Raw genomic sequence first — 25598 nt, forward strand, 5'->3', positions numbered from 1 at the left:
CATGGCTGTTTGGAACCCAAACGTTAATTTTTTGCACAACAGAAAAAAAACGTCCATCGTTACAAGAAAAGATTTAATTTTATTACAGGAACCCCAAACCCTAAAATAAAAAGTAGATTATGCCTCTTCATGACCCCAAAAAAACGGGTAATCCTTCGGATTATCCCGGACGGAGCGTATTCTCATCCGGCAACGATTCAGCCTCATCCTCTTCCGGCGACATTCAGATGCCCGTTGTTGCATTGCCCAAAGGAGGCGGCGCCATTAAAGGTGTAGACGAGAAATTTAATGTCAATGCAGTTTCCGGCACTGCCGCTTTTTCCATCCCCATTCCATATAGTCCAGGTCGCAACGGATACCTGCCCGGCTTTGACCTGGCCTATCATTCCGGTAGCGGTAATGGCAGTTTCGGATTGGGATGGGAAATTACCATCCCTGCTATCAGCCGCAGAACGGAAAACGGCCTGCCCCGTTACCAGGACACTGCGAAATCAGATATCTTCGTGCTGTCCGGCGCAGAAGACCTGATCCCTCTCCTGGAGTGGAATGGCAGCGAATGGAAAAATACACCTGTCCCCAGAACGGTAGACGGTATTAACTATTCCGTTATGCGTTACCGCCCGAGAATTGAAGGTTCATTTACCCGTATTGAAGAATGGACAGACATCAGTTCCACACTGGTACACTGGCGGATAATTTCCAGCGACAATCATACCTCTTATTACGGCTTTACTGCAGACAGCAGGCTCGTTGATCCCGACAACGAAAACCGGGTGTTTAAATGGCTGCTTTGCCGCACACATGACGACAAAGGAAACCTGGTGCAACTGGTATATAAAAAAGAAGATTTCGCCGGTATTCCGGCTCAAAAAAATGAAACTAACCGGCTCCATCACTGCACCCAGTTATACATCAAAAAAGTACTATACGGTAATCAACAGGCGTATTACCTGGGTGACCCGCTGCCAGCTGAAAGTGATTTTCTCTTCAAAGTGATTTTTGATTATGGTGAACATGATACCGCCGTCGATATCCCGAAAGATATTGACCAGGAGAAAAGCAACTGGACCTGCCGCAAAGATCCTTTTTCTACCTATCGCTCAGGCTTTGAGATTCGTACCTATCGCAGGTGTAACAGGGTGATGATGTTTCACTGCTTCCCGGATGCACTGCTGCCGGTAAATCCTTGCCTGGTAAAATCACTGCAACTGTTTTATGGCGATGCGCTTCCGCTGACCGGCAACGGTGATCAGGTAAATGGCTTCTCTTTCCTGGTAAGGGCCCGGCAAAACGGACATCTCTGGGATGCCGGCACGAACACTTATCGCACAAAATATTTCCCTGAACTGGAACTGCAGTATCAACCCCATGAATGGAATACCAGTGTACAATCTGTAAGTGCCGATAACCTGGTACATGCGCCGGTAGGTATAGACGATAAAACTTACCTGTGGGTAGATCTCTATAGTGAAGGGATTGCAGGTATACTGACAGAACAGGGAGGCGGATGGTATTATAAATCCAATCTCGGTAATGGACAGTTTTCTCCTGCGCAGCCGGTAGCTCCGAAGCCGTCTTATAAAGGACTCAACAAAGGAGTAATGATACAGGAGCTGGAAGGGAATGGAATCAAATACCTCGTACAGGTAGATAAACAATACAATGGTTTTTTCAAACTAACAGAAGATGCCGGGTGGGAAGGGATGAGGTATTTTGAGCAAACGCCGGTACTTTATCCGAAAGAAAAGAACATGCGTTTTATTGATCTCACCGGAGATCATATGCCTGATATGCTCTATACCGATGAATACCAGTTTCGCTGGTATGCAGGAATGGGTGAGAAAGGATTTCAAGTGCCGGAAACAGTGATGAAAGCTGCTGATGAAGAAAAGGGGCCTGCCATTGTTTTTGCAGACCAGGAACAATGTATTTTCCTCGCGGATATGAGTGGAGATGCGCTGACAGATATTGTACGCATACGTAACGGAGAAATCTGTTACTGGCCAAACCTTGGTTATGGCCGTTTTGGTGCCAAGGTGAGCATGGATCATGCACCGGTATTTGATCACCCCGATCAGTTCAATCCTGCATTTTTAAGACTGGCCGATGTTGATGGCTCCGGTACCACTGATATTATTTACCTGGGTAAAAATAATTTCAGTATATGGATGAACTTAAACGGTAACGAATGGGCAGCTGCCCCGGAAGTACTCACGGCTTTTCCGGCAGTGGATAATATGTCCCATATCTCCGTTATGGATTTCCTGGGAGCTGGTACGGCAGCTGTCGTATATGCGTCTCCGATAGCCAGCAAACCACTGCAGTATATCGATCTGATGGGGAGTAAGCAACCTGCTTTGTTGATCGGGTATAAAAATAACTGTGGCAAAGAGGTCACCATCGAATACAAATCTTCCACATTTTACTATCTGGAAGATAAGTCAAAAGGCATTCCCTGGATAACGAAACTACCATTCCCGGTACATTGCATTTCCCGCGTAACGACCACCGACAAGATCAGGGAAACCATTTTTACCAATACTTACAGCTATCGCCACGGCTACTACGATGCAACAGAAAAGGAGTTCCGGGGATTTGCCCGGGTAGAGCAAAATGATACGGAAGTATTCAGTCAGTTTAAATTGAATGTGGCGCTGAATGTAGTAGAAGAAGATCTGCACCAGCCGCCTGTTACCAGCATCTCCTGGTTCCATACAGGTGCTTACCTGGCCAATCAGCGCCTGTTGCATCAGTGTGCCGCAGAATATTTTAACGGTACTATTACCGCTTACGATATGCCGGAGCCCATACTGCCGGCAGGTTTGCAGCCGTATGAAATTCATGAGGCACTAAGGGCCTGTAAAGGACAACATCTGCGCACAGAGATATATGCGTTTGATGGCAGTCTGCAACAGTCGTGTCCTTATACTGCCATGCAGGCCAACAACGAAATACGACTGATACAACCCAAAGGCAGCAACCGATATGCTTCCTTCCTGGTGTTGCCATCAGAAAGTATTACCTATGCTTATGAGAGAAACCCGGGCGATCCCCGTATTGCACATTCATTTGTATTGGAAACAGACGATCTGGGGTATACCACCAAAGCTGCTGCAGTATTATATCCGCGGCTGAACAGGCCTGTAGCCCCCAACGATATCCCCGATAAAGTATGGGATGAACAGCGACAGCTGCATATCACCTACAATGAAACAGCGTATACGAAAGATGTGATAGGAGATGATACTTATCGCCTCCGTGAGCTATGTGAATCGAAAGCATATGAAATAGCAGGCATTGCTCTCCCTCCCGGTTTTTATCTGCATAAAATAAATCTGGCAGGCGCTCCGGGGGCCACAGTTATCCAATATGAAGAAGAATTTACCGGTGGTGTTCAGAAAAGATTATCCGCTCACGGGCGGATCTATTATCTGAAAGATGATCTCTCCGGTCCATTGGCATTGGGAACGCTGGCCGCATTGGGTTTTGTACATAAAAAATACCAGCTCACGTTTACACAAAACCTGGTCACCAAATATTACGGTGCAGAAGTAACACCGGTGATGCTGGCAGATGCGGGCTACACACATACGGAAGCCGATACACATTGGTGGGCGCCTTCTGGTATAGATCTTTTTTCTGGTACACCGGCGGCTGATTTTTATATCCCGGTGGGAACAAAAGATGTATTCGGACGGGAACATCATATGCAGTATGATGCGTTGCATATACTGGTGGAAAGTAGCACGGATGCTATCGGTAACACGGTGACAGCAGATAATGATTACCGGGTACTGAAGCCGTGGCTCCTGACCGATGCTAACGGAAACCGCTCCGCGGTGGAAACAGATGAACTGGGCTTTGTTGTTAAAATAGCTGTCATGGGGAAGGCGGGTAGCAGTGATGGGGATACCCTGGCAGATCCTACCAACCGCATGGAGTATGATCTTTTTAACTGGGTGAATAATGGAAAACCCAATTATGTACACTGCTTCAGCAGGGAACAACATGGCGCCTCCAATCCGCGGTGGCAGGAAAGCTACGTTTATTCCAATGGCAACGGTGGTGTGATCATGACTAAGAATCAAGTGAACCCAGGTAAAGCCAAAGTCTGGAATCCTGTTACCCACACCGTAGATGAAGTAGACGCCAATCCCCGCTGGATCGGCAACGGCCGCACGATCTATAACAATAAGGGAAATGTGGTGAAAAAATATGAACCTTATTTCAGTACTACTTCTGATTACGAATCTGAAAGTGAACTGGTGGAAACCGGTGCAACGGCAACACGATATTACGATCCTACCGGCCGGGTAATAAAAACAGTATTCCCCAATGGCACTTTTTCCAATATTGAATTTAATCCCTGGTATTTTAGCTCTTTCGATGTAAATGATAACGTGGTGGCCAGCCAATGGTACAGTGACCGTGGTAGCCCGTTGCCGGCAGATCCTGAACCATCTGATCCGGAAACAAGGGCGGCATGGCTGGCAGCCCGGCATAACCATACACCAGCTACTTTTCATGCAGACTCCATTGGCCGGCCTTTGATGACGATATCAGATTACGGCGGTGGTAAAACAACGGCCGTATGGGTAGAAACAGATCCATTGGGCAGGTATTCTAAGTCGTTTGATCAGCTGAACCGCCTCGTTAGTCATGGTGTGAGCAACCTGGCCGGTGCACCTATGTATTCCAATACTGCTGAGAAAGGAGATAAATGGGTATTCCAGGATGTACAGGGCCGCATTTATAAAATGTGGAATGCCGCTGGTCAGTATTACCGCTTTGAGTTTGATGCATTGGACCGGCCAGTGAGCAGTTACCTGAAAGTAGGTGCTATTGAATGGTTGTTTGCGCGTGTGGTGTATGGTGATCTGTTTCCCGATGCACAGGCCAGATTACTGAACATGAAGGGAAAGGTATACCAGGTATATGATCAGAGCGGTGTAAGCACTATTAAGCAGATTGATTTCAAAGGTAATGTCACCGAGGCAGAGAAAAGGTTAACCAAGGATTATAAACAACTCATAGACTGGACCCCTTTAAAAGGGCTCATCATTATACCGGATATTCTCATTGCCGCTGAGCCACTGCTGGAAACAGCCACTTATTCTTCCACCGGAACATTTGATGCGCTGAATCGTCCTGTCACGGCTACTTTGCCAGATAACTCTGTAGTACAGCCAACGTATAATGAAGCTAATTTTATTGCCACCCTGAACGTGAAAATTGGTGGTGCCGGTGCGTTTATTCCATTCCTGAAAAGCCAGGATTATGATGCGAGAGGACAACGGCAAATGGCACAATATGGTAATGGTACCGTGACAAAATATTTCTATGATCCGCTGACCTTCCGTTTAACGGACCTGTTAACATTGCAGAAAGATACGGATACTACTCCTGCAGCCCTGCAAAACATTTCATTCACATACGATCCAGTGGGCAATATCACCCAGATCAGGGATGATGCGCAGCAAACCCACTTTTTTAAAAATACCGTGGTGTATCCGGAGTCGCTGTTTGAATACGATGCTATTTACCAGTTGACTAAAGCCAGCGGAAGAGAGCACTCGGGTTTATCGATGGATGCGCAGCGTAATAATACAGATATAGCCTTCATTCCGCAATTGCCGGAAATGAATAACAGTACGGCGGTGCGGATATATACAGAGCAGTATGCTTTTGATGATTGTGGTAATATTCAGTCGCTGAAACACAGCGCTACCGGGGCTACCTGGCAACAACGTTATCGTTATGAATATGAAGATGATCCTTCCAATGTCACCAACCGGTTGAAGGCGACCAGTATGCCGGGAGATGCACCGGGGGTATTCTCTGGTACTTATGTGCATAATCCCGGAGGCAATATGACTTCCATGCCACATTTGCCGGGTGCCAACAGCATCACCTGGAATTTCCAGTCGCAGCTAAGTGCGGTGAACCTGGGAGGCGGTGGTCATGCATATTATGTGTACGGTTCCGGAGGACAACGGGCGCGGAAAATTATTGAGCGTATTGGTGGAAGAAAACTGGAGCGTATTTACTTCGGTGCTGTGGAGATCTACCGTGAAAGCACAGGTATGGGAGCACCTGATTTTGAGCGCTATACTTTGCGGGTGGCCGATAATGCCGGTGCTATTGCCCAGGTGGATACCAAAACCATTGATACATTGGGTAGCGATCCGGGTTCGGCGCTAAACGTGCCGGTGATACGTTATCAGTATGGCAACCTGATTGGTTCGGCCGTACTGGAAACTAATGCTGCCGGGGAAGTGATTTCCTATGAAGAATATCACCCTTTTGGTACTTCGGCCTACCGCATTGCGAAACCCGGGGCTGACCTCAGTATGAAACGTTACCGGTTCTGTGGTAAGGAAAGAGATGAGGAAACGGGCTTTTATTATGTAGGCGCGCGCTACTATGCGGCCTGGCTGGGGCGCTGGACCAGCAGCGATCCGGCGGGATTTGTGGATGGTCTGAATTTGTATTGTTATTGTTCCAATAATCCTGTGATGAAACATGATCCTACCGGCATGGACGGGGTAACGATTCGCGGTCATGCCACGGGTCATGAAACGGAAGCAGATATTGCCAGGGTTTTAAGAAGACAGGGCTATGGTTTCCGGCGAATGCCTACCTGGGTACCAAATGCGAGTGGTACTGGTGGAAGATGGAATTTCGGTGATGACAATCTTTACCGGTTACCACGTGGACGTCGCAGCAGTTCCCATAGTTCAGGCGCCACTCACCCAGGTGGAAGTGGGGCCGGCTCCGGCTCTGGTGGTGGTACTACGCCGCCGCCAACAGGAGGCTCTTCCGGAGGCGCGCCAGGAGCGCCTCCTCCGGATACGAACCCGCAAAGTGGCTCCACCGGCACGCCGGGTGGTGCGGCTGGCGGATCTCCGGGCGGATCTCCAGGCGGTAGTCCTGGCGGTAGCCCAGGCGGTAGTCCCGGTGGTAGCCCGCAGGGAACTCCCGGAGGAAGCTCCAGTGGTACGCCCGGAGGTACCGGCAGCGGTGGAGGCGGCGGAGGAGAACGTTCTTTCTGGAGCCGCGGTGGTGCCACCTTACTCACTGGTTTGTTATTGCTGGGCGCCGGCTTGCTGACCATCTTTACTGCCGGTGCAGCCACACCTTTGCTGGTGCTGGCAGCTGGTGCCATGGCCACAGCCGGAGGTATCGCAGTAACGACTGCCAGCGCCGTACAACTGGGCGTTTCCTACAGTGGTGGTACTACTGCTGCGCAAGACCAGGAAATGTCTCATGCACTGAGTACAGTGTCTTCCCTCAGTTCTCCAGGCGGACTGGTAGGCGGTACAGTAGGTGCGGCAGTAGATGGAGAGAGAGGACTGGAAAGAGGTGCATTGATCGGCAATGTTGCAGAGCTGGGAACAGGCGTCGCCAGGTTTGGTATATCCAGGTTCTCCGGAGGATCTTATCGGATGCTGTCTCCCGATCCTGCCCTCGCAGGACAGGCCAGCACTTTTGCCCCCACTGTGCCAAGAGGTGTGCAGGTATTAAGTACACATGGCATACCCGGAATGGTGGATGTAGGAGGTACTATGGTACCGCTGGCAGAGCTGGCACCTACCATACAAAGCACTGCAGGAGGCAGAGCGGTAGTACTTGCCTGTAACGTGGCACATGACCCTGCAGCAGTGCAGGCACTGGCCAATGAAACCGGACGGAGTATCACTGCTTACACCAACTTTGTAGGTGCTGCAGATTACAACAATATTGTGAGCTTTGCGGGCACACATCTCACAGGCCCCGTATTGCCACCCGTTATGACAGGACTTGCTACTCCGACAGTATTCAATCCGGCTTATCTGAGCCCATATCTTAGCCTGACACCTAATGTGGTTGCTCCCGCAGCCGCCACGGTAGGAGGCGTACAGGCGCAGCAATAAAAACGTGTAGTCGGTACCGTGGTAGCCAACAGGCTGCCACGGTACACTGTAAATCCATCTTCATTGTTCTAATTCCAAAAAAATGAAAGCAAACCTCATCAAAGGGCACATTAAAAGTTCCCGAACAGGCCACCCCCTCCAAGGATTGAGGATTGAGGCCTGGAGCACAGAAGCACTTATCAATGTGCCGCTCGCCAAAGGAATGACCGACGAAAATGGCCGGTTTCTGCTGACTTTCAACGAAGGCCTGGTGCAGGAATTACTCCGGCATAATCCGCAAATCTATTTCCGGATCTGGCATGAAGAAATTATACTCTCCGGCAGCCACGATACCAAAAGCTGGAATGTTCATGAAGCAGTGGAAGAAATAGTGTTGGAAGTGGAAGCAAAAGGTAGTCGCGCCAACGTACAAAGCGCCATCGTAACAGGCACCGTTTTTCAACCCGATAATACACCGGCCCCGGGCCTTACGGTGAAGGCATTTGATAAAGACCTCCGCTCCGAAACTGCTTTAGGAGAAGCGATCACCGACTCCGACGGAAAATACAGCATTCCTTACGATCAGAAGGTGGTGGAAAAAAATGAGTATGAAAGCGCAGATATACTGATGAGAGTATATCAGAAAAAACAACTACTGTTTGAAACAGGTATCAACGATGTTGTATTCAACGCGCCCAGCAGAGTGAATATCGATATCCACCTGAAAGAAAGAGCCGGACGTACGCTCAGTGAATACGAAAACTATCTGCAGATATTATCTCCCGTAACAGGCAAAATAACACTGGATACCCTGGAAGAAACAACGGCACACCCGGACGTAACTTTCCTTAGCCGGGAAACAGGTATCGATTATAACCGCATCGAATACCTGGCGCTGTCCTTTAAAATCCAGCAACAGTTTCAGTTTGAACCGGCCTTCTTCTATGGCCTGTTTAGGGAAGGTACCTTATTAAAGAATGACCTGCAACAATGGTTGACCACACGTGTGGCCATCAGCATTTCCTCAGATGTGAAAGCATTGGTGTATGAAACGGCATTGATAGATTCCGATACCATCAAGGCTGCGATTTCGGATGCTATCGCCGCAAATATCATCCCCGATATCAGTAAAACATTAGCTCGTCTGCTGCGTCAGTTACTGGACTTACGGGAAGAAGCAAAAAAATATATACAGGAAGAAAGACCACAGCAATGGGCTAACCTGATTGTGGGTAGTATCAAAAACGGATCTTACCAAAACCTGGTAGAGCTGATCAGTAAAAATGCTTTTGGCAATCTACCGCAACTGCTGAACAACCTGGTAGCTGCCAATCCCTTTCTTAATGCCACCGCAGCGCACGGAGCAACTGTAGATATTAATATCGCCAGTTTGCTGGGCACCGATGAAACCCTGATACAGCACGTAAAAGAGACGGCCAATATAAAAGAAGAAAAAGACGTATCTCAACTGGCTGCACTATCTACCGATGAGTGGAAAGATTTGCTGAACCGCCTTCCCAATCATCAGCTAAGAGCCAGCATGACCGCCAGTAAAGATGCATTACACATGCATGCCTCTATACTGCAAAGCCGGTTCCGGCAAAAATATCCGCATGTGGCATTTATGGCTGATTTCAAAAGAGATCAACCCGCAGCAATGGATCAACTGAAACAGTTGCCGGATGTAGATCTTGGTGGTAATTCCATAGATGCACAGTTGAAGGATACGAAAGTGTCTGACGATGCCAAAGCACAATTGCGTTCCCTGCAAAGACTGTATAAGCTCACACCGGATTATAGCAAAGCAAAAAAATTACAGGATGATCAGTTAACAGCAGCTTATCACATTGTAGGACTAGGACAGAAACAATTCGTTAGCAGGTATAGTAAAGATCAGACCTTTACCGAAAAGGAAGCGACCGCCGTTTATCAGAAAGCGGTAAACATCCATACCGCCGCGATAACACTCGGTGCAGAACTGAAGGAATATGCCGGTGCAGGTAAACTGAAAGCACTGAATGGAGAAGCATTGTCGTTGAAGATAGAACAGATATCGAAAGATTTCCCTAACCTGAAAAGCCTGTTCCAGGAAATAGATCTTTGCGAATGCATGGATTGCAGATCGGTGTATGGCCCGGCTGCTTATCTGGCAGATGTATTGCAGTTCCTGAAGAACCGCTTATTGGCCAATGGCACCAAAACGGCTAAAGACGTATTGTTTGCCAGACGTCCGGACATCGGCGATATAGATCTCAATTGTGATAATGCCAATACCCCCATTCCTTATATCGATCTCGTATGCGAAGTATTGGAAGATGCTGTGAATCCCGATTTGGGCATATTACTGGATAACACTTTTACCGCCGACATGGTAAAAGGAAAAATCAATGCCCACCTGCTGAAAGGTCTTACAGATAACGGTATAAAGAATGTGACTGATGAGGCTTTGCTGTATCCGAAATATTCCGCTGCCGGTGTAGATACTTATATGTTGCGGGATGCAAAAAGTACGACCAAAATATCCGCAGAAGGTACCGGCTGGCGGGTAAGGCAATTGCGGCAAACACACCTGAGTGCTGCCGAACTAAATGCTGCGCCGGAATATGTAAATGGGGATGCGTATGATACGCTCGCAATCTCACATATTTCCTTCGGGCTTCCGTTTGATATCTACCAGGAAAGAGGCAATAGTCTGCTGGAAATTGTAGGTGTCGAACGGGCCGATCTGATGAACACCCTGGGTAATACCGCAGGTCCGGATGCTCCTTCCAAAGCAGCTGTGTACCTGAAAATATCGCCGGCAGAAAGAACGCTGATCGTTACCCCTGATACTACTACCGCCGGACAGGCTGTCTACTGGAGCACAGGCGCTCTTCCATTGCTGCCTACTCTGCAGGAGGTCGATGTGTTTTTAAAGAAAAGCGGATTGAGTTATGTAGACCTGCAACAACTGCTGAATCAGTCTTTCATTAATCCTGGTAACAATCTCTTTATCCAGCACCTGGATAATACCTGTGATACGGCAAAGAAAATAATTGCCAACCTGGATGAACCGGCATTGGATCGTATGCACCGTTTCCTGCGCCTATACCGGAAAGCAGGAGTTAGCATGGATAACCTGAACAGTATGATCATGTATACTGCGTTGGGTAATCAACAACTTAATGATGCCACGTTGGTGGTGATAGTAGATCTATTCAAACTGCAAAACAGTCTTGGTATTACACTGGAACAGGCCTTGTCTTTTTATGGACAGCAACCAGCTGCATTATATACCTCCGTGTACCTGAACAGGATCGCGACCAATCCGATAGATGAAGCATTTACAATTAAAAACATCGCGGCTAATGAGCTGTTGCCGTTGGGTACCCGTGATACGTTAAATGCACATCTTACTACCCTGAGATTAAGCCTGAAAGCGAAGGCAGATGATATTACTTTTCTCATTAGCCGGTTAAACCCGGCAGATACCACGCTGACGCGCGACAACCTGGCCTTCCTGTATCGTCATGCGTTGCTGGCCAACCTGCTCGGATTGAAGTTGCCGGATATGTTTACATTCAGTACGTTGTCTGCTTTACCGTTATTTACCACACCTGCTGATACCAGCGCTTTGGTGGCCAGTGTACGGTTTATGCAGACGGCAGGTTTCACGGTGAGTGAATTGCAATGGTTCCTGCAGAATAGTGATCCCGGCGGCTTATTAGCGATGCAGGATGCTACCATTACCATCTGGCTGACTGCTTTACAGACGGCGTATCAACAGGCCTTCAATACTACCCGGTCGGGATTTAATGCTGCATTGTCTCCTGATGAAAACAAGAATGGACTCAAACAACAAATGAGCCTGTTACCCGGTCTGACTGCTGCGGTGGTCGATAAGATCATGGCTATCATCAGCGGTGCTTTCGCGGATACACTTACGCCGCAGGCATATGTAGATGCCAACCTGGGAGGTTATTTCAGTACTCTTGATATCCAGGCTAAAATTACCGCGTTGCTGGCGTTGTTGCCGGGGGATCCTGGTCTGCCTGCCGCCCAGAATGCATTGATACAGTCATTCAGTACGCCCATCTCCATTTACCTTTTTCATGCCGGTAAACAAACGGCTTTGTACAATGCGGTGCAAGGCACATTTGGTACAACGGATACAATCACCTTGGTACTGCTGCAATATGGGGCACTGAAATTCCCTGGCCCTGCCGCATTGCTTGGAGACATCCTGTCGGACGATTCGCTGATTGATACTGTAAGTACACCGCCAGTTCCGCCGCTGATAACACCCGCTGCATTTGATGCGCAATACCGGGCTACCCGCCTGCTGAAGGTGATGGTCAGTTATCTCAGTAAGATCAGCATTTCCGCAAAAGACCTGCAATGGTTCCTGCAGAATAATGCTACTATGGGCTGGTTAGAACCTGATACGCTTCGGTATACGGGAGATGTGCCGGCAGCTGATTTTGGTAAATGGGTAAAATGGCAGGAAGCACTGTTGTTGATGCAAAATTATGGAACGGTACAAAGTCCGGCAGATGCCAATGTGGTGTTGTCCTGGACGGATGTATGGGGACAGGTGGCATCGGGTGCTTCACAGCCGGATACTTTCCAGACCCTCACGTTGTTCACAGGATGGGATCCTGCCGACGTCAGTGATCTTACTACCTGGTACGGCTATACGTACCCGGCAGATTTTAAACTTCCCGCTACCTATCTGCGACTGGAAGCTGCTACGGCGGCATTACGGTTGCTGGGCGTACCAACGGCCACGGCCACACAGTTCATCCAGCCTGTACTCACGGAAGTGGAAGCAGCTTTGATCACACAGGCGCTGCGTAATAAATACGATGACAAACAATGGCTGAACGTCATTCAGCCGGTGGAAGATGCGTTGCGTCCGCGGAAAAGAGATGCACTCGTTGCTTATCTGCTGGCATCTAACCCTGACCTGAACGGTTCGAATGATCTGTACGACTATTTCCTCATGGACGTAATGATGCAACCCGGGCAGCCAAGTTCCCGTATTGTCATGGCACACGGTATACTTCAACTATTCATACAACGCTGTCTGATGGCACTGGAACCAGATGCTATTGCAGATGTAACGAATGATGACGGCTGGAGCCAATGGATTTGGATGAAGAATTTCCAGGTATGGGTAGCCAACCGGAAAATTTTCCTGTACCCGGAAAACTGGATACTGCCTGAACTACGTGCCGACCAATCCTATTTCTTTGCCGACCTGATCTCTGAGCTGCAACAAAATGAAGTGACAGATGACAACGTAGAAACAGCGGCCATACATTACCTGGAAAAACTGGATGATGTGGCCACCCTCGATGTAAGGGCCTGCTACTACGATGTAAGTACTTATACCATGCACGTTATTGCACGGGTGCGCGGAGGCAGTACCTACTACTACCGAACAGGAGTGAAAGAACGCAAGTGGGAGCCATGGACAAAAGTTGATGTGGATATTTCCGGTGATCATCTGCTGGCATATATGCTTAACAACCGGTTGTTCCTGGCCTGGCACCTGCCCACCGAAGAAATACAACAAGGCCAGAGCGTGTCTATTCCCAGCACACCTATCAACCAGGCAACGCCAACGCCATTGAAGCGGTATAAAATACAGCTGGCCACCAGTGAATGTATCAATGGGGTATGGCAACCCAAACGGACTTCACAGGATGTATTGCACACAAACTATTATGCTGATCTCAATCCGGTGAAAGATACCTTCCGTATGCTGGACTTCGACATGGGGGCGGTGGGCTATGGTATTCTCTGCACTTTCGATAGCCATGCTATTGGTATGTTCAATCTTACCGGATGTAAAGGTTACCCTGAAGTGGCTTACTGGGGCGATCAGTCGCTTCCTTATCTCGATTTTATCCCGGATTTTATGGATACCAAATTCCTGCAGATGCAGTACCGGGAAAACGACAGCAGATCACTTGATACCCTCTCGATGAGGAGCATATTAAGTCCTTACAACTTTGATCCTGTTCTTAATGCCACCCCGGGCATCTTCCGGATTACGTATCCACATGAGTTCTCATTGATCGACTGGATTTATGTAGCACTCGAGCTGATGTCAGCTAAGAATAGCTACCCTACCAATAACGAGTTTGGTGGTCATAGAAGATTGGTGCTGCCGATGGCCAGTTTTATGCCGTTCTTTTATGCCGATGGATCCAGGGAATACGTGATCATACCTGGCTTCTTCGGTGAAAATGGTACCGATGCGCGCACCTTCAGTGATATTTACAAATTCGTTACTGACCTCATTGCGTTAGTCGTTAAGTATGTTAAAATCCTGATAGCAGATCCGGCGCATGACTTCAATAAAATGTTGCAGCAGTTGCACGCAGATACGGAGTATATCCGGCTCACAGCGGAATGGGATTTTTATAAGAAACATAAGCCGCAGCTGATGTTCCGCAACTTCTATCACCCATTGGTATGTTATATCAAGAGTACCGTGTACAAGGGAGGACTGCCGGCTATCATGACGTATGAAGTACAGTCGAAGGTGAACAGCTTTAAATTTGATACCACCTATCAGCCGCAATCACCGGTAGCAACACCTTACCCGGTAGAGAATATCGATTTTGATGCGGACGGAAGTTATTCATCCTACAACTGGGAATTATTTTATCACCTGCCTTTCTTCATAGGCAATCAGTTAAGCCAGAATCAGCGGTTTGAAGAAGCACGTAAATGGTATCACTACATCTTTAATCCTATTGGAGGCGCAGGTGGCAGCGCTCCGCAGAAATACTGGATCACCAAGCCTTTCCATGAATTCTTTGACTACGTGGCTCAACGTATTGATACCATCATGAATGACATTGCGAGTGACCCTACCGGTACCGTCTACAAGGATCTGGTTAATGCAGTAGAGAGCTGGCGGGAAAATCCGTTTATGCCACATGAAGTAGCCCGCACCCGGCCGCTGGCCTATCAAAAGGCGCTGCTCATGAAATACCTCGACAACCTGATCGCCTGGGGTGACAACCTGTTTATGCAGAATACCATGGAATCGCTCGTACAGGCGACACAGTTATATATCCTGGCAGATAAGCTGCTCGGACCAAAGCCAATGATCATTCCGCCTGTTGTACCCGTTCCGGATGAAACCTACAATCAGCTGGAGGTGAAGTTGGATGCTTTCAGCAACGCCATGGTAGACCTGGAAAACCTGGTACCCGACCTGAATGTGTTGCCGCATAAGGGAGCAGAATTACCAACTCCGCATAATACGGTTTCTTCCCTTTACTTCTGCATACCGGCTAACGAGCAGTTATTGTCTTACTGGGATACGATTGATGACAGGTTGTACAAGATACGGAACAGTGAAGATATCAATGGCGTACACCGTGTACTGGCATTGTTTGCACCGCCGATAGATCCTGGTATGCTGGTGCGTGCTGCCGCCGCCGGTTTGGATATCAGTACTGTTACCAGTATGCTCAATGCGCCGTTGCCATTATACCGTTTCCGTGTAATACTGCAGAAAGCCACTGAACTGGCAGAACAGGTGAAAGCCACAGGCGCAGCCTTGTTGTCTGCTTTGGAAAAGAAAGACAATGAAGCATTGGCATTGTTAAGAGCCGGAGAAGAAATAAAATTACAACAGCAGTTACTGTTGATCCGACAGGTACAGGTGGAAGAAGCAACACAGTCGATCGAAGCATTACGGAAAACCAAGGCAATTTCCCAGAAAAAATACGATTACTACAGCAGCCGTGACTTTATGAATGGCTGGGAAATAGCACAGGCAGGTATTTCGGCAGGTGCTATCATATCTGAAATAGTAGCCACCGTACTGGATGCCACTTCTGGCGGCACCCATATGATACCGATCATCACCGGTGGTGGTGCCGGTTTTGGCGGATCACCAGTGGTGACTGTCTCTTTCGGTGGTAATAATGTGGGTAGTTCTACCGGGCAATTCGGTACCCTGTTCCGTGGCATCGCAGGCATCCTGCATTCTACTTCCAGCCTTATTGGTAACATAGGTGCGTATCAGCGTAGAATGGACGAGTGGGGCCTGCAGAAAGACATGGCTTCCCTTGAACTGGAACAGATGGATCAGCAAATAGTAGTGGCGGATATCCGGAAGGACATTGCTGTGAAGGAAACAACCACCCAACAGCTAAGGATACAACAGGCACAGGAAGTAAATACATTCATGACCAGTAAGTACACCAACAAAGACCTGTATGCATGGATGACAGGGCAAATCAGTACGCTCTACTTCCAGTCATATCAGCTGGCATTTGCCATGGCCAAACAAGCGGAACAATGCTATCAGTTTGAACTGGCGGCAGACAGCAATGTGATTCAGTATAACTACTGGGATACTATGAAAAAAGGACTCCTGTCCGGTGATCGGCTCCTGCTCGATGTGAAACGGCTGGAATCCAACTATCTTCATAATAACCAACGTGAATTTGAACTGACCAAAAATATTTCAGTAGCAGCATTGTCACCAGAAGCCCTGCTGCAGCTGCGTAATACAGGTCAGTGCGATATCAATATCCCGGAAATGTTATTCGATATGGATTATCCGGGTCATTATCTGCGCCGTATTAAAGCCATTTCTGTGAGTATACCTTGTATCAGTGGACCACTGGTATCAATATCCTGTACATTGTCGCAGGTCAGCAACAAATACCGCAGGAATACGCAGCTAAACCCTGCAGGAGCAGATGCGTATGATAAATACGTGGAAAAAGCAGGAGGCGACGACCGGTTTACTTATAACCTTGGCGCTATTCAATCTATTGGCACCAGCCATGCGCAAAATGATACCGGGTTGTTTGAACTAAGTTTCCATGACGACCGGTACCTGCCTTTTGAAGGTACCGGTGCCATCAGCTCCTGGCACCTGGAAATGAATGATCCTTCCTCGCTGGCACAATTCGATTACCAGAGTATCACGGATGTGATTATACAGATAAGTTATACATCCCGGCAGGGGGGAGGATTGTTCAAAAAGGAAACAACCGACTACCTCAAGATACTCTTTAAGAAAATCGTAGATAGCGTGCCGGCAGCTGGTCTCTTCCGCATGTTTGATCTGCGGCATGAAATGTCGGATAACTGGTATGCCTTTATGAATGGCAGCGGCACTTTCAGTGGCAGCTTAACAAAAGCAGTCTTACCTTACTTCACACAAAACAGTGCCATTAAAGTAACGGTACAGAGCGTAGCATTGTTTGTACTCACCAGTAACAGCGGCAACCTGATGGTGTCTGTTAACGGCGCCCCTGCCCAGGCCATGACGAAGAATGCCGGTAAATTTGGTACTCAGATTCAGTTGATAGATCCGATTAGTGCGATTACAGGTAATATAAAACTGGCCAGTGATCACATCGACTATAGTTTTGCGGTACAGAATTTTGCTATGGTAAAAGGTACTATTGCCGGTGCATGGCTGGTAGTGAATTATACGATGGAATAGTCATGAAGTCGCTGCCAGAGAATTTTTTATTTGATACAGTGTAGCGGAACCAGAGCATTTGTTCCAGACAGAACGAAGACCTGGACGGATAATAGGACAAGGCCAGGAGGTAGCAATACTACCTGGTCTTTTTTAGTATATCAGGACAATCAATTATACGGGTTTACAGGATAGGGAACAGAAAATCCTCGTTTTTTTATATTTTCGCTCCATGAAATGGCTGCTCCTGTTGTTTTCATTGTATGTAGTGATACTTTCCGGCATCCCCTGTGATTGCCAGGAAGATAACTTCATGTGTACAACAAGAGAGGCGATGAGCGGTCATCATCAACATGAGACGGACCACCAGAAGCAGGATTGCCCATGCTCTCCATTCTTCGCCTGTAGTACCTGCCATGGGGTAGTATTGCCAGAGGCCACCATCTGGATTACAAAACCGGTATACACCACGAAACAATCCGTCTTTCGCCCATTTAAAGAAAAGGCCATCTCTCAATCCCGCTTGCCCATCTTTCAGCCGCCCCGGTTGTCATAGTTTCAGCGAACGACGCAATAACTATAAGGGATCACCAGTGCATGGTGAAGTACATTTTATTTACTATCAAACAAAGAATGAAACATATATCTTTCTTAGCAGTTTTGCTATGCTCATTTGTCGTGAGCCTGGCACAACATAAAATAATTGTGTCTGTTAGAGATGCAAATTCCAGCGCGCCATTGGCTGGTGCTACGGTACTTATAAATGGCAGCAACGGAACACAAACGGATACAAAAGGAATAGCAGTATTCACAGATATCAAAGGTGAACAGCATCAGTTAATAGTGCGTTTTGTAGGCTACAGGGAATATGATCAGCCGCTTCATTTCCCACTTTCAACAGATACGCTCACGGTATTACTGGAGCATGCAGGAGAAGACATAGAAGAAGTAGTAATTTCTTCCACCCGCAGTACAAGAACCATTCAGAATATTCCTACAAGAGTAGAGTTTATAGGAGGGGAGGAGCTGGAAGAAAAAGGAAATATGAAACCCGGTGACATCAGAATGATGCTGAATGAGAGTACCGGCATTCAAACGCAACAGGTATCCGCCACCTCTGCCAACGCGAGCATACGTATTCAGGGATTGGATGGGCGATATACACAGATATTGAAAGACGGATTTCCTTTGTATGCAGGTTTTTCCGGAGGACTGGGACTGTTGCAAACACCGCCACTGGATTTAAAACAGGTAGAAGTAATAAAGGGCGCTGCCTCCACTTTGTATGGCGGCGGTGCTATAGCCGGGCTTGTAAACCTGGTATCAAAGGTACCGGCAGCAGAAAAGGAGCTACGTTTCTTTCTAAATGGTACTTCTGCCGGCGGACTAGATTTGAGTGGTTACTACGGGCAGAAATTTGAGAAGGTAGGCGTAACAGTCTTTGCGTCCCGCAACAGCAATCAGCCATATGCCCCGGGGAACACGCCATTCACCGCTATCCCGAAATTCGACAGATACGTTATTAATCCAAAGCTATTTATTTATTTCAGTCCTATAACGAAATTGAATATAGGTGTAAATGGGGTGTTTGAAGACAGGACCGGCGGAGATATCAAATATATCAAAGGGCATGGCGACAGTACACATAGTTATTTTGAAAGAAATAAAAGTACGAGACTTTCTACTCAACTTGCATTTGAACACCAGTTGAATGAGCATAGTACGCTGACGGTAAAAAATTCATTCAATAATTTCCAGCGCACTATCACCATTCCGGACTACATCTTTGATGGTAAACAACTTTCGTCCTACTCAGAAGCAACCTATAGTAATCGGCATGAAAACGTGGAGTGGATCGGAGGACTAAATTATTATACAGATAATTTTAAAGAGCATCCTGCAGATTCATTTCCCAAAAGGAATTATGATCAGCAAACAGTAGGAGCATTTATACAAAACACCTGGAAGGCTAACCAGTGGCTGCAACTGGAAACAGGTATCCGGGGTGATTACGTAATAGACTATGGTTTTGTATTGCTCCCGCGGCTCTCTGCGCTCTTCAAAATTTCACCGAAAGTTACTTCCCGTATTGGCGGCGGCTTGGGGTATAAAACGCCCACTATTTTCACGGAAGAAACGGAGCGAATTCAGTTCAGGAATGTATTTCCGGTCAATGCGGACGACAATACCCTTGAAAAATCATACGGTGGAAACTTCGACATCAATTATCGTACAGCGTTCTTTGCTGATAAATTAAGCTTAAGTATTAATCAGCTGTTTTTTTATACGCGGATAAATAATCCGTTATTAATGGAAGCCGCAGCGGCTAACACATATCACCTGGTGAATGTGAATGGCTACATGGATACCAAAGGCTGGGAAACCAATGTAAAGCTGGGATACGGGGATTTCAAACTATTTATCGGATATACTTTTACAGATGCACGGATAACGGAGCAGGGAGTAAAACGTGACAATCCTTTAACGGCGCGTCACCGGCTGAACAATGTGCTGATGTATGAAATAGAAGATAAATGGAAAGTTGGGCTGGAGGCATACTATTATAGCAAGCAGCCGCTGAGTGATGGCACCATGGGGAAACAATACTGGTTATGTGGATTTATGGCTGAAAAATTATGGGAGCGGTTTTCAATATTCGTGAATTTTGAAAATATGCTGGATACCCGGCAAACGCGCTTTGATAGCATTTATATGGGTACGGTAACACATCCCGTATTCAGAGACATTTACGCCCCGCTGGATGGATTTGTAGTGAATGGCGGATTGAAATTAAAACTATAGAGTATGGGGCATAACGCCCCTGCTTTTAAATGATAACTGCGGCATATTTGCAGTGAGTTATTTTACTTTAGTAATAACCCAATCAACCGTTTCTCTCTTAATCATTTTTTTTAACCCAACCCTGTTTTATGAGCAAATACATTCTCTCCTTTCTATTGTTGAGTACTACCATATTCACTGCATGTAAGAAAGAGCAGTCCGGCTCCTCAGCCGATAACGCAGTCGCACCTGCTGATAAAGTGCAAACAACCAATCACCAGGACGAGGTACTTACACCCGCAGGCTGGGTGAATAAGTCACTGGTGCATCATGTTGAAACCGGCGAATACCTGAGTGGAGAAGGCAGCAGGCTTCGTAAGTATGACCGCCAGGGTAAAGTGGTAGCCGATTACGGCGCTATTGAACAAACAAGCGGGAACACGCCTTTTTATCCGGGTAATACAAAGAAATCCGGAAAGGATATATTCCCACTCGGTTCCGGCTGGATCACCTACACTTACTGGACGAACAGTTCGGCTACGCCTATTTCTTATTTTAATACTAACTGGACAGTTCCGCCTGCGCCGGCGGTAAATTCCGGTCAAACGATCTTCCTCTTTAATGGTTTACAGAATGCCAACAACATCCTGCAACCTGTATTGCAGTGGGGACCGTCTGCCGCCGGTGGTGGTAACTATTGGGCTATTGCCAACTGGTATGTAGGTAATAATTCCGTATTCAGCAACCTGATACGGGTAGCTCCTGGTACTAACCTGCAGGGTATCATGAGTCTTATTGGAGGAAGTGGAAGTACTTATAGCTACACTTCTGCTTTTGCAGGCTATCCCTCCATTACGCTTACCGTTAACAACATTCCCAAGCTTTACTGGGCTGCTGAATCATTGGAAGCATATGGCGTTGCAAGTTGCTCCAACTACCCAAATACGGCTAAAACAAGGCTTAGTGCAATTGAGCTGAAGGTAGGCAGTGCACAGGCGCCGTTGTCATGGAGCGTGGCCAATGCGGTCACCGACTGTGGACAACATGCTACTGTTGTTACGCCAGGTACTCCTAACGGTATCGTGGATATTTATTATTGATAATGACTTAAAACGGTTCCGGGCCATGAAACCTTGCTGGCTTAGCCAGCAAGGTTTCATTTCTATCATAACACCTCATGATTACAGGACCGGCGGAGCTTTCAGCCGGATCAGGCATCTGGTATTTCAGGCTCAACCAGCTTCGCTAATTTCTCCAGCGACTCCTGCCATCCCAGGTAGCACATTTCTGCAGGTATGACAACAGGAATACCTGTTTGTGTGATTTTTATTTCTGTACCTACCAACGTTTTCCGAAGCAAAACAGTAGTGACCATCTCACCAGGCAGGTTCGGGTCATCAAATTTATCGGTGTACTTCAGCAACTCGTTGGGTTTGAGCTCCAGGTATTCTCCACCAAATGAATGACCGTTGCCGGTGGTGAAATTTTGAAATGACATCTTAAAGGTGCCTCCCTGTTTTACGTTCATTTCGTGAACAGTACAAAGAAAGCCATATGGAGGCAGCCAGGAAGCAATGGCCAGCGCTTCAGTGAATGCGCGGTATACCTTTTCCGGAGACGCTTTGAGAACCCGGTGCAACGAAACATTATTGTCTGACATAACATCTTATTTTCATTTCCTACTCTTCTGGCTTTTCGGTTCCGCCCGTTTTTTTAGTGGTCGCTGCTCCACTTAGTTTATTTGTTCATTTCAGTATTGTAAAGATGGAAGGAAAATTTGGTTTTGACAGAGGCTAAATACGACAGTCTACGGGTTATTTGCGACCATATTTGCAAAAGCATTTCTCATAACCGATACAGCCCCCCAAATTTTTATCTCCTGAAAATTAAAGAAAAATTTGAGAAACCAATCAGTTGCACATATATTTGCAACCGATTAGTTGCGTAATTAAAATAATAACTATGAAAAGTAAAATCCTCTTTATTTTATGTCTATTGACCGGCCTCCTGTTTATTAATGCAGGCCTGGATAAATTCTTTCACTATATGCCGGTTCCTAAAGACATGCCTGATAAAATGGTGAAAGCAGGGATGGCCTTTATGGAAATAGGTTGGCTCATGCCATTGGTGGGCGCCATAGAAGTGCTCGGCGGCTTGTTATTGATCCCAGGGAGGACGAGGGCGCTTGGCGCAATTGTGATCTTACCTGTTTTAACGGGCATTCTGCTTGCCTGCATCAGCATGGCTCCATCCGCTCTGCCTATTGCATTTGTGTTGATTGCAGTCATTCTTTGGGTAATAATTGATAACAGGGGAAAGTACCTTCCCATGATAGAAAAGTAATTTAGTGGTATGGGGCCTGATTGCCATCAATCGGGCCCCATACATAAACGATACTTTAATGAGAAGAGATATTTTCCAGGCCATCGCCGACCCCACACGGAGGGCCATCATCGCTTTAATTGCAGTACATGCAATGACACCTAATGCTATCGCCGAGCATTTTGACACGACGAGACAGGCAATTTCCAAACATTTGAAAATATTGACGGAATGCGAACTGGTAAAACAGGCATACCAGGGAAGGGAAATTTTTTATCAGCTTGAAATTGATAAAATGAAAGAGATCGACAAATGGCTGGAACAATTCAGAAAGATTTGGGAGAGCCGTTTCGATCAACTCGATCAACTATTGGCAACGATTAAAAAACAAAAGAAATGAAAAACAATTTGCAATTCGACTTCCTCGTAGATAAGAAAGAAAATACGCTGACCATCAGACGTGAGTTTTTAGCCGACCGGCAATTGATTTGGGATTGTTATACCAAAAGTGAATTACTTGACAGGTGGTTTGCGCCCGCTCCACTTACCACAAAAACAAAATCAATGGACTTCCGTGAAGGAGGTCACTGGCATTACGCCATGGTAGAACCCAACGGTACAGAATATTGGGGATATACAACGTATCTGAAAATAAAACCAATTGACTACTACACTTCCTTAGACGCTTTCTCTAATGCCGAAGGTGAAATAAATAAAGACCTGCCCAGCGCCGAGTGGCTGGTGACTTTTATAGACAAGGGTGAAAACGCTTTAGTAGAAACGATCGTCACCTATAAATCTTTGTCAGATCTGGAACAGGTGGTGCAGATGGGCATGGAACAAGGGATGCTGGCAACCCTGGAAAAATTAGACCAATTATTATTAACCATAAATAAGTAAAAATATGAGCAACAAGGTTACGGTTACCGCCAGCATAAATGCAGATACTCATAAAGTTTGGGACTATTATACCCAACCCGGACACATTACAAAATGGAATTTTGCAGACCCTTCCTGGCAATGCCCTGCTGCTGCAAATGATATGCGCGTAGGTGGTAAATATTCAGCAAGAATGGAAGCGAAAGACGGAAGTTTTGGCTTTGACTTTGAGGCTACTTATAATGAAATTGTTGATGGTGAAAAATTTACCTATACCATGCCGGATGGCAGACAGGTAACCGTTAACTTTAATAAGGAAGGAGATAAAACCGAAATTGTTGTAACATTTGACGCGGAACAGGAAAATCCAATAGAAATGCAAAAGAGTGGTTGGCAGGCAATTCTCGACAATTTCAAAAAATATACGGAATCAAACTAAAGCGGGATATTTAGTATATCCATTGAAGTTCGATAATGTAACCTGATATACAGCATAAGCTGAAAAGCCGGCAGATACAATATCTGCCGGCTTTTCAGCTTATGCTGTAATAAAGCGTTGTATTCCGCATACATGCCCTCGAATTTACGATTAAAAAAGTGACAGACGGTGACATTATAACCACGAGACCGTATATTTTTTCGCTACTCTTTTTTCATATTTTTTGATTTAAAAAACGATGACGCAAAGGGAAATGTACCAGGTGTGCGGATAGATACCTTTCCTTAAAGAGTAATATGATGGCAGCAACTGCCAGCAGAAGCGTGGATGGAAAAGCGGCGCCTGCTCCAAGTGGCGTTATTGCTACCAGAAAAACTGTAGCTGCAATTAACCCCAGCTTCAGCAGTGCATCCCTGGCAGCAATGAAAATGCCTGTTGCCAGCTGACATATAGAAATAGACACGACAATAGCAGTGGTATTATCACGAAATGCACCATAAATGAACTGTTCGTAAACGGCTGAAACAGTCATTGCTCCATATGCCATAAACAGTTCCGGTGACCGGATAGCCATGAAGGCATTGAAGAGCGCGGCGCCAATAAAGAGCAGTGCCAGCAGGAGCCGGGCGATAAGAGGCCAGAAAATAGCAGTTATCAGTATTGCCAGACTGACTGCATTGGCTATCAGGTAGGTGAGGGAGAAAATATTTGCATGCATGATATCAATTTTAAAATATGATCAATGGAAATCAATTCTCTTGTTGATAATAAAATTAAAGGAAAAGCAGCCCTGGATAAATGATGCCGGTCATATATATTCTTGATTCACATCATCATTCCGGGGATGACGAGAATCATAGTTTGCCCTAATAAGGGTCATAATTCATTTTTCTTTCCGGTGGTAGATTTGAATAAAATTAAAAACACGATGCAAAAGATAGCCGCCATATTTGATGGACTCAGATTTTCTGAGAGTACCCTCCATTATTCCATATTGATTGCGAAGCAACAGAAAGCACACCTGACCGGTGTTTTCTGCCAGGATTTTACCTACAATAGTTTCAGTTTGCACCAATTGTTGAAAGCAGGAACAGCCGAGGTAACCATCAGACAACTTGAAGCTGCGGATAAGGAGAAGCGCGAAGCGGCTGCTGGTATATTTGAGGCCGCCTGCCAGAAAGCAGGGATAGCCTACAGTGTTCACCGCAATAGAAATATTTCGCTCCTGGCTGCGCTGGAAGAGAGCATTTATGCAGATTTGCTCATTGTGGATGCCCGTGAAACATTTGTGCACGATGATACGAAGCCGCCTACCCGTTTTATAAGAGATCTCCTGGCAGATGTGCAATGCCCCGTACTAGTTGTGCCTACCCAGGTGATGGTGCCTCCTGTTTTCAGTGATATCAATAATGTAGTGTTGTTGTATGACGGGGAGCCATCTTCCGTATATGCTATAAAAATGTATAACTACCTGCTGACTTCTTTGCAAACATTACCAACCACTGTGTTATCCGTCAATCCCGAGGGAAATCATCTGGAGAATAAACATCTTATAAAAGAATTTATTAAAAGACATTTCCCGGATGCCGGGTATAAGGTAATGGAAGGCGTTCCGGAAGAGGAAATTGTAAGCTATATGCTAGGGGAGGTGGAAGGAACCATCGCAGTGCTGGGGGCTTACAGGCGCAGTACTGTTTCCCGCTGGTTCCAGGAAAGTATGGCAGACGTACTGATGCAAACATTACCATTTCCCCTGTTTATTGCTCATAATAAATAATAACTATGATCATAAATAGTCAAAATACTGATCGTGGTCATGTTCTGCCGATTCGTTTGA

General features: G+C 46.5%; 12 protein-coding genes. 10 read left to right on the forward strand and 2 right to left on the reverse strand.

What is annotated here, in order from left to right:
• The first annotated feature begins 119 nt into the window (after window positions 1-119).
• The 5 genes from AC1DP6_RS13690 (at window position 120) to AC1DP6_RS13710 (ending at window position 21221) form a co-directional block, all read left to right on the forward strand.
• The gene (locus AC1DP6_RS13690; RefSeq protein WP_477055342.1) at window positions 120-7913 is read left to right on the forward strand and encodes a SpvB/TcaC N-terminal domain-containing protein; all 7794 of its coding nucleotides are present in this window, start codon (window positions 120-122) and stop codon (window positions 7911-7913) included.
• A gap of 82 nt (window positions 7914-7995) precedes the next feature.
• Window positions 7996-17361: a Tc toxin subunit A-related protein gene (locus AC1DP6_RS13695; protein WP_477055343.1), complete on the forward strand. Its 9366-nt coding sequence runs from the start codon at window positions 7996-7998 to the stop codon at window positions 17359-17361.
• Between the two features lie 211 nt (window positions 17362-17572).
• Complete coding sequence (locus tag AC1DP6_RS13700; protein ID WP_477055344.1) at window positions 17573-17896, forward strand: hypothetical protein; 324 nt, start codon at window positions 17573-17575, stop codon at window positions 17894-17896.
• 149 nt (window positions 17897-18045) lie between these two features.
• Complete coding sequence (locus tag AC1DP6_RS13705; protein ID WP_477055345.1) at window positions 18046-20142, forward strand: TonB-dependent receptor; 2097 nt, start codon at window positions 18046-18048, stop codon at window positions 20140-20142.
• A gap of 128 nt (window positions 20143-20270) precedes the next feature.
• Window positions 20271-21221, forward strand: a complete 951-nt coding sequence (locus AC1DP6_RS13710) for a hypothetical protein (protein WP_477022277.1) — start codon at window positions 20271-20273, stop codon at window positions 21219-21221.
• A gap of 110 nt (window positions 21222-21331) precedes the next feature.
• Here the strand turns inward: AC1DP6_RS13710 and AC1DP6_RS13715 are convergent, their stop codons facing one another.
• Window positions 21332-21781: an SRPBCC family protein gene (locus tag AC1DP6_RS13715; RefSeq protein ID WP_477055346.1), complete on the reverse strand. Its 450-nt coding sequence runs from the start codon at window positions 21779-21781 to the stop codon at window positions 21332-21334.
• Window positions 21782-22083: 302 nt separating this feature from the next.
• On the opposite strand from AC1DP6_RS13715, the gene AC1DP6_RS13720 reads away from it, so the two are divergent.
• From AC1DP6_RS13720 to AC1DP6_RS13735, 4 genes are read left to right on the forward strand one after another with little or no spacing between them, the layout of a single operon-like run.
• Window positions 22084-22464, forward strand: a complete 381-nt coding sequence (locus tag AC1DP6_RS13720; protein ID WP_477022275.1) for a DoxX family membrane protein — start codon at window positions 22084-22086, stop codon at window positions 22462-22464.
• 58 nt (window positions 22465-22522) lie between these two features.
• Window positions 22523-22843, forward strand: coding sequence for an ArsR/SmtB family transcription factor (locus AC1DP6_RS13725; RefSeq protein ID WP_441575772.1), 321 nt, complete (start codon window positions 22523-22525; stop codon window positions 22841-22843).
• Window positions 22840-23343: an SRPBCC family protein gene (locus AC1DP6_RS13730; RefSeq protein WP_477022274.1), complete on the forward strand. Its 504-nt coding sequence runs from the start codon at window positions 22840-22842 to the stop codon at window positions 23341-23343. The genes AC1DP6_RS13725 and AC1DP6_RS13730 overlap by 4 nt, the downstream gene beginning before the upstream one ends.
• Window positions 23344-23347: 4 nt before the next feature.
• Window positions 23348-23761, forward strand: a complete 414-nt coding sequence (locus AC1DP6_RS13735; protein ID WP_477022273.1) for an SRPBCC family protein — start codon at window positions 23348-23350, stop codon at window positions 23759-23761.
• A gap of 214 nt (window positions 23762-23975) precedes the next feature.
• Here the strand turns inward: AC1DP6_RS13735 and AC1DP6_RS13740 are convergent, their stop codons facing one another.
• Window positions 23976-24479, reverse strand: a complete 504-nt coding sequence (locus AC1DP6_RS13740) for a hypothetical protein (RefSeq protein WP_477022272.1) — start codon at window positions 24477-24479, stop codon at window positions 23976-23978.
• Between the two features lie 210 nt (window positions 24480-24689).
• On the opposite strand from AC1DP6_RS13740, the gene AC1DP6_RS13745 reads away from it, so the two are divergent.
• Entirely contained in the window at window positions 24690-25538 is an 849-nt protein-coding gene (locus AC1DP6_RS13745) for a universal stress protein (RefSeq protein WP_477055347.1), read from the forward strand.
• Window positions 25539-25598 lie beyond the last annotated feature (60 nt).

The organism is Chitinophaga sp. 01L420 (genome assembly GCF_056399985.1).